Source organism: Gluconobacter cerinus (assembly GCF_002723935.1).
Lineage (GTDB): Bacteria > Pseudomonadota > Alphaproteobacteria > Acetobacterales > Acetobacteraceae > Gluconobacter > Gluconobacter cerinus.
This window is the reverse complement of record NZ_BEWM01000024.1, coordinates 1-7,318: the sequence shown is the minus strand read 5'-3', so window position 1 is coordinate 7,318 and position 7,318 is coordinate 1. Positions and strand designations below refer to the sequence as shown.

Sequence of the window (7,318 nt, the reverse complement as noted above, 5' to 3'; positions counted from 1 at the left end):
CCTTCTTGTCCTTCCTGCTTTTCCTCTCCCCTACTGTGTCCATTCCGGACACAGTAGGGGCAGCATCAGGCCGCCTCTACGACCACGGCCTGATCTTCCAGCGCTGCCTTTGCCTCGGCTGCTTCAGCCTTCTCCGCTTCCTCGCGGCGCTGCGTATCGGCTTCGAGATCCGCCTCCAGAGCCGCCATGGCCTCGCGTTTTTCCTGCAACAGCGCCGCCTCCGGGAACGCCAGACCCACACGGGCGCGATAGCCGGGGAGCTTGCGTTCGGCTTCCTCCACCTGACGGCGTGCATCAGCCAGTTCCGCCTCGAACCGCAACAGCGCGTTCTCGATGCGGCTGACCAGCCCGACCGGGCTTGTCTCGCGGTCAAAGTCCATGCCGAGGATCCGCCCGTCCAGCACAAGGCCGAGGGTCGCGTCCCACGTCTCTTCGCCGTCAAAGCGGGTGCGCCAGGTCTCGCACAGGATCTCGAAGCCACCGATCGTGCCGAGCGTCCACTTGCCTTTCTCCCCGGACTTCGCCGCAATGCGGGCCTGCGCGAGAAGCCACAGACCGGCCTTCTCACGCTCGGTCATCTCCCGGTCCTTGCGCACCAGACGGAACGCTTCACCGCGTGTGGGCTCACGCCGTGCGATGTCGTTCTGAAGACGCGGGATCACAGCCTGCGCCGTCTCACGGTCACGCTCGGCGCGGTCGATGGCGCGACGGACGTTATACTGATCGTCGTGATGCGCGGCCTGCAACCGTTCCAGACGCGCCAGTTCGGCCTCCAGTCCCGCCTTCTGCATCAGGCGTTCATCTCCTGACGCAAGCGCCTTCGCCATCGCGAACTGGTTGGCTTCCGCCCCCACATCTTCCAGACGGCGGATCGTCCGGTCTCCGGACATGGCAAGGCAGATGAACTTCTGCTTGCGCTCCAGCATCTGCCAGTTCGTCGCGTCCACCGAGCCCTTCAGGGCGTAGGCGTAGAGCTGGATCACCGGGTTCTGGTTGCCCTGTCGCTCGATCCGGCCCTCGCGCTGGATGATGTCCGAGACCAGCCAGGGCACATCGAGGTGATGCAGGGCGATCAGGCGCTGCTGCGCGTTCACACCCGTTCCCATGGTCGCGGACGATCCGATCAGGATGCGCTTGCGCCCGGAGTTCATGTCCCGAAAGAGCGCCTGCTTGGCCGTGCTCTTCTTGTAGTGCTGCATGAAGGCGATCTCGTCGCGCGGGATGCCCATGCGGATCAGCTCATCGCGGATCCAGCGATAGGCCGAGAAACCGCGTGTCTCCAGCGCGGATTCCGTGCCCAGATCCGAGAAGATCATCTGCGTCGCACCGGGCAGCTCGTACTCCCGTCCGGTCTCCGGGTCGGTGTAGCGATTGGCCGACGTGTTCTGCCAGATCTGGAAAACCTTGCGGATCATGACGTTCAGCTTGTTGCTGTTGTCATTCTCCGCCCAGTTCCGCACGAAACGCAGGTCGATCGCCGCGTGCCGGGCATCGGTGATGACGGACAGCAGGATGTCGTCACCCTTCTGGGGCTTGCCCGTGCGCTCTTCAATCGTCTTGATCCGCTCGGCGAGCGTCTTCTGATACTCGCGGAAGGCGTCCCCGCTATCGGCCACGACGATCTCACGCCTGCCGCCCGCAATCTCGGGCAGTTTCACGTAGCGTCGCAGATCGTCCTGCTGCACGACGTCGGCAAAGTCGCGATACATTGCCATCAGATCGGCGACATTCACGAACTCGGAGAACCGCGTGACCGGCTTGTAAAGCCCGCTCGGCTGAAGCTCCAGCTCCGTGCGGGTCTCGCCAAAACTTGCAGCCCAGGCGTCGAACTCGTGCAGACCACGCTCGACAAGGGCTGGCAGGTCCATGAACCGCTGAATTGAGAACATCTCGCCCAGGGTGTTGGTAATCGGCGAGCCTGACGCCATCACCAACACGCGCTCGGGATTACGCTTGGCGAGGTAGCGCGTTTTGACGAACAGATCCCAGGCGCGCTGGCTGCCGTTCGGGTCGATCCCCTTCAGGTCGGACTGGTTCGTCCCGAAAGACAGCTTGCGGAACTGCTGCGCCTCATCCACGAGGATCTGGTCCACCCCGATCTCGCCGAGATGCACCAGATCGTCCTTGCGGCTGGACAGGGCTTTCAGCTTGGCTTCCATCCCCTCCTTCAGGCGCTCGATGCGCTTGCGCGACAGACGGTCATCGCGGCTCACATTCTCCAGAAGGCTTTCGTAGGACGCGATCTGCTCCTCGACCATCTCCTGCTCGAACGCGCTCTCGACAGGCACGAACTTGAAGGCGTCATGCGTGATGACAATAGCGTCCCAGTTCCCCGTGGCCGCACGGGCCAGGAACCGCTGGCGCTTGTCCTTCACAAAGTTGGTCTCGTCCGCCACGAGGATCTGGGCGTTCGGGTAGAGCATCATGAACTCACGCGCCATCTGCGCAAGGCAGTGGCCGGGCACCACGATCATGCCCTTGGAAATCAGGCCAAGCCGCTTTTGCTCCATCACGGCCGCGCACATCGAGAACGTCTTCCCGGACCCCACCGCATGGGCCATGTAGGTGCTGCCCTTGGCGATGATCCGCCAGATCACCCGCTTCTGATGGTCGCGCAGGCTGATTGCCGTGCTCGCCCCCGGCAGTTTCAGGTGGGAACCGTCGAACGTGCGCGGGACAAGATTGTTGAACGCATCGTTATACAGCCGCACCAGACGCTCGGCGCGGTCGGTGTCCTGCCACACCCACGTTTCAAACGCGGTCTTGATTGCGGCCAGTTTCTCCTTGGCGGCCTCGGTCTCTTTGGTGTTCAGTTCACGGTGTTCGCCATTCACATCGCGCCAGGTGTCCCAGATTTTCGGGCTGGCCTGATTGAGCGCATCGTCCAGCAGATCCCCGGCATGACGGCGCTGTGTTCCCCAGACCGAGGTGGCCTCGGCCTTGCCGGAAAAGCCGCTCTTGTCCACGCTCCAGGTCGCCACCTCCAGCGTGTGGTGAATGGTCGTGCGAACCCCCATGACCTCTGCAACAAAGGCCTCAACATCCGGCACCGGGATCCATGGGGCTCCCAGACGGGCCGTAATGTCGGACGGGCGCAGGTCTTCGGGCTGCACCTCTTCAAGGGCGGCGACATTGCGCAGATAGCGTCGGTCGCGCTCGGCAGCCTCCCGGGCCTGCGCCAGCTTGGTGCGGACCGCGCCTGACAGGGCTTCGTCTGCCGTCACCCAGACCTCACGGCCGCCTGTGCTGCGGATCGGGTCGAGATAGACCGAGGATCCGAGTTCGGCGAGCACCTCATCACCGGAGCGGCCCAGAAGCTCCGCCATGCACTCGACATCCACGCCACCCGTCTCATGCAGGGAGACCGCCAGCGCATCATGGGCGCCGTGAACCTCAGGCTCGGACGGGGCCTGAATGACGCGCTCACTGAAGATCGGTCCCGGACGGCCGGTCTGGCTCTTCTCGTCATACTCCTCGATCGAGCTGACCAGCCACACATCCGGATCGTCGTAGAACGGCTGAAGGTTCGGGCGGCGCTGTGTGGATTTCTCCTCTCCCGTCTCTTCATCCACCCGTGTCGTGGTGTTCGTCAGGTTGATCGGCCCGAACTGACGGCTGAACGCCTGATACGCGCGCTTGAGATCAGCCTGATGGGTGCTGTAGGGCAGGTTCTCCACCTGGGCGCGCAGCACCAGACGGGCCGCGTCCCTTACCGGAATCAGACCCTTGATGATGGCCGCGTGCTTTTGGAAAATCCCTTCCTTCTGCTCGCCTTTTTTTACCTTCACCAGCACGGTTTCGCCGTCGATGATCTGGTGCAGCACGCCTTTGTGCAGCAGATAACTGCCCTCTTTCAGCAGGGCACCGTCTGCGGCCGTTCCGACCTCGGCGGCATGATTGTCCTGCACCGTCGCAACATCGAGCGTCTGCGGGGTCGGAAAGCGGGCCAGCGAAGAGAGACGGCCGAGGGCGAGCGGCAGGGCCTCGTCCAGCATCTGGAGCGGGTTGGCCTTGCAGGTGTATTCCGGACCGAACTGACCGCTCGTCCAGTCGTGCCGACCGAGAACCTGCTGGCCGTTCTCCGCGAAATAGCGGTTGATCCACAGCGGGCCTTCGCCCTGATCGGTGTCCTCCAGCGCCGCCACGTCCAGCCATGTCGCATCGCCCGCATCCTCTCCCGGTGCGCGACGGCGGAACACGAGCACGTCCACCACGACATCCGTTCCGGCATCGTCGCGCATGGCCCCGGCTGGCAGCCGTGCGCCACCCACGAAATCGGCGGTCTCGAAGATCGTGCGCCGCGCGCCGGCATCGGACTTGTCCATCGTCCACCGCGACGTCACGAACATCGCCACAGCTCCGGGACGCAGACGGGAGATGGACCGGGCGATGAAATAATCATGCAGGGACAGGCCAAGGCGTCCCAGCTCGTCCGTGCCCCGGACCGTGCGGTTGCTGAACGGCGGGTTGCCGATCACCAGATCGTAGCGTTCCGCCAGCTTGGCTGTCGTAAAATCTTCAGCGCGGACCCACTGGTTCGGAAACAGCTTGCGCGTGATGCGGGCCGTCAGCGGGTCGTTCTCGATCGCCGTCCAAGCGGTTTTCGGGGCCAGCTTCGGGGGCACGCTTGCCATGAAAAGCCCGGTGCCACAGCCCGGTTCCAGCGCACGGCCGCCCCGGAACCCCATCTGGGCCACCAGATCCCACATCGCATGAACGATCAGTTCGGGCGTGTAGTGGGCGTACTGCGTGGCCCGTGCCAGACCCGCTCGCTCCTGCTGGCTGGTCAGGGCTTCAAGCTGGCTGCCGATCTCTTCCCAACCGGCACGGAAGGTCTCTCCGGCACGCGGGAACAGGCTGTTGGCCAGCTCTCCGGCCCCGAACCCTGTGAAACGGGCGAGCACGGCCTGCTCTTCCGCGCTGGCGTTGCGGTCTTCCGCTTCCAGTGTGGCCAGAAGGCGGATCGTTGCCAGATTGTCGCGGGCGCGCTCTTTCCAGCCCTGGGCGAGGCCACGCGTTCCGCTCAGGACGAAATCCACTTTCGGCAGGACGGCGGGGATCGGAGCCGGGGCCTGTGTCGCCTGTCGAACCGCAGCGGCGGCTTCCTCAAGGGCGCGGTCTCCGGGAAGATCACCCCAGTAGAGATTGGACTGGCTGCCGCCGAGTGCTGAGGTATCGAAAAAGCTCAGTTGGGACATGGACATGGAAAAACTCCGGACAAGCGGCAACGCCCGGTACTGCGCGGAGGCAGACCGGGGGGCCGGAAAACAGGATCAGTTCGGGGAGAGAGGCGTCAGGCCTCCCGGATCAGCGCGGGGTCAGAGGGGACCAAAGCGCAGGCGGATCTGCTCGCGCTCGTTCTCGGACAGGCGGGACAGCGCCTCACGGTGGTAGGCCGAACCCTCGCCTGCCTGCCTCGCCACGCGCCACCAGGCCTGAGGATCGCTGCAATGCAGACCCACCAGATGCGTCTCGTCATTGTCGGGTCCGCAGCCTTCGAGGATCGTCCAGCCCTCTTCGTGGGCCTGTTTCAGATCGAAGGCGTGCGCCTGTGCGGGGCGTTCGAGGGTGTCTGACATTGTCTTTATTTCCTTTCCTGACCCTCTCCGGCGAGCGCAGGACAGTGCGGCCTGCCAGAGCGACGCACAGCGTCGGGACCGCCCGGCCCGCAGCGCAGCGAGGACACGGACGGACCCACCTCTTGCAGGGCGGGCTGGCCTGTGCTGCCCCCCTCCCCTCTTCTTCTTTTTCAACCTTCTGTTTTTTCTTCTTTTTTTCAGGTTGGCCCCCCGCCCTGCCCGAACGCTCCGGCCGGGGTCTCCCAGGCTGGTGTGAAGACAGTCGGGATCGGACGCGCCGAGAGGCACGCGCGGGCCAGCTCGGGCGCTGCCAGGGCGGCGGCATACGGCCTGCCCTGCTCGGCGATCTGCTCCAGCGACACGGTGCGCTTGATCGTGCAGCCAAACTGCTGCTCGTACTGCACGAGGCGTTCAAAGCGGGCCGGATCGAGCCAGCGGATCGTTGCAAACTGCCGCGCATCGCCAAAAATACAGGTGGCACAGGACAGTCTGGAGAAGCCGATACGGTATGGCAGCGCCGGCATCACGTTCCAGCGTTTCAGGCTGTCCCAGACCTGCGCCTCGCTCCACTGGTGGACAGGGCGCCAGTGATCGACATGACGGCGACGTCGCGTGCCGTGCCGCGTATCCGTGCGGTGCGGCTCAAAGGCGGCATAACGGGCACGGCTTGGGCTTTCCTCGGCGCGCTCACCGGTCACGAACAGGGTGCGCCGGTTCAGGAAGCGCTCCTGGCCGCGTAGGGCGCGGTCGGCGACGTCGATCTTGGTGACACTGGAGCACCAGCGTGTCGTCAGGCTGGCGGAGACCTGCGGAAACCGCAGGCGCGTCCCGTTCGGCCCCTGCCCGCCTGCGCGGATCAGACCCTCAGGGCTTTCGAAAAGAACAGGGGCTGTCGGTGCGTCCTTGCGAAGCATCTCCCGCTCGAAGCCGCCTTCTCGCCAGGCGCGATAGAGCGGCAGTCCGAAATCGGCCGCCAATGCGCTCACATAGGGCGAGGTGGAGGGCCAGTCCATGAAGGATGGCCCCTGCCCGTCCACCTCGTGATGCCACAGTTCCAGGCGGTCCTTCGGAGCGCCGGCTTCAAGGAGGGCAAGGAGGCAGGCGGTGCCGTCTTTCCCGCCCGACACGGCCACGATGATGCTGTCATAAGAGGTCAGATCCGGCGTCATGGCACAAACCTGCTGACAGGAGCACCTGTCCGGACAGAGCGACACATCAGGGCGGTGGGGACAGGAGCGGCCCGGAGCATGAGTGGCTTTACATGCCGGTTATCCCAGCTCAGGCCTTCGCAGCGTGAGAGGAGTCCAAGCTGGGTCGCTGCCTCATCCCGGCACGCACACACCCGTTCATTACCGCCCGCACTGCGACGGCAGGGCTCATGGGCTGGCGCGTTGCAGCCCGTGCAGGCAATCGTCAGAGCCGGATCGCCGCCAGCCCAGTGCTCATTGCACTTGCGGCAGGATACGGGCTCCTGCGTATCGGTCCAGCGCATGGGCGGCCGACCGCGTGGTGTTGGGACGTAAGGAAGGTAATGACGGCGCATGATGCTCGATCCATTTCTGGTTTTTGAACATCGTCGCGTCCGGCTGGGGGCTGTTCAGACTGCAACAGTGCCGCGCAGCGGCAGGATCAACGCGGCCCGCAGCCACGCGCAGACGGCGTAGCCGGCGAGCATGGCGAGGACACGCGTTGACCCACCTGTTGCGGGCTGGGCGGCTTCCAGCCAGCCCTTTCCTTCT

Annotated in this window: 4 protein-coding genes; all 4 read right to left on the bottom strand. The window is 64.6% G+C overall.

The genetic code is table 11. From position 1 onward, the window contains the following. Nucleotides 1–65: 65 nt before the first annotated feature. The gene (locus GCE01_RS16175; RefSeq protein WP_099213656.1) at nucleotides 66–5,204 is read right to left on the bottom strand and encodes a DEAD/DEAH box helicase family protein; all 5,139 of its coding nucleotides are present in this window, start codon (nucleotides 5,202–5,204) and stop codon (nucleotides 66–68) included. A gap of 114 nt (nucleotides 5,205–5,318) precedes the next feature. Next, nucleotides 5,319–5,753, bottom strand: coding sequence for a hypothetical protein (locus tag GCE01_RS17310; protein ID WP_244591281.1), 435 nt, complete (start codon nucleotides 5,751–5,753; stop codon nucleotides 5,319–5,321). A 23-nt stretch (nucleotides 5,754–5,776) separates the two neighbouring features. Next, nucleotides 5,777–6,748 carry a phosphoadenosine phosphosulfate reductase domain-containing protein gene (locus tag GCE01_RS16165; protein WP_099213654.1) on the bottom strand — a complete coding sequence of 324 codons (972 nt, stop codon included), beginning with the start codon at nucleotides 6,746–6,748 and terminating at the stop codon, nucleotides 5,777–5,779. Beyond that, nucleotides 6,745–7,122 carry a hypothetical protein gene (locus GCE01_RS16760; protein ID WP_167386198.1) on the bottom strand — a complete coding sequence of 126 codons (378 nt, stop codon included), beginning with the start codon at nucleotides 7,120–7,122 and terminating at the stop codon, nucleotides 6,745–6,747. Before GCE01_RS16760 ends, GCE01_RS16165 begins: the two co-directional genes overlap by 4 nt. Nucleotides 7,123–7,318: the final 196 nt, after the last annotated feature.

Coding starts and splice junctions, on each gene's coding strand:
- GCE01_RS16175 (WP_099213656.1), bottom strand. CDS start 5,204: ATGTCCATGTCCCAACTGAGCTTTTTCGATACCTCAGCACTCGGCGGC.
- GCE01_RS16165 (WP_099213654.1), bottom strand. CDS start 6,748: ATGACGCCGGATCTGACCTCTTATGACAGCATCATCGTGGCCGTGTCG.
- GCE01_RS16760 (WP_167386198.1), bottom strand. CDS start 7,122: ATGCGCCGTCATTACCTTCCTTACGTCCCAACACCACGCGGTCGGCCG.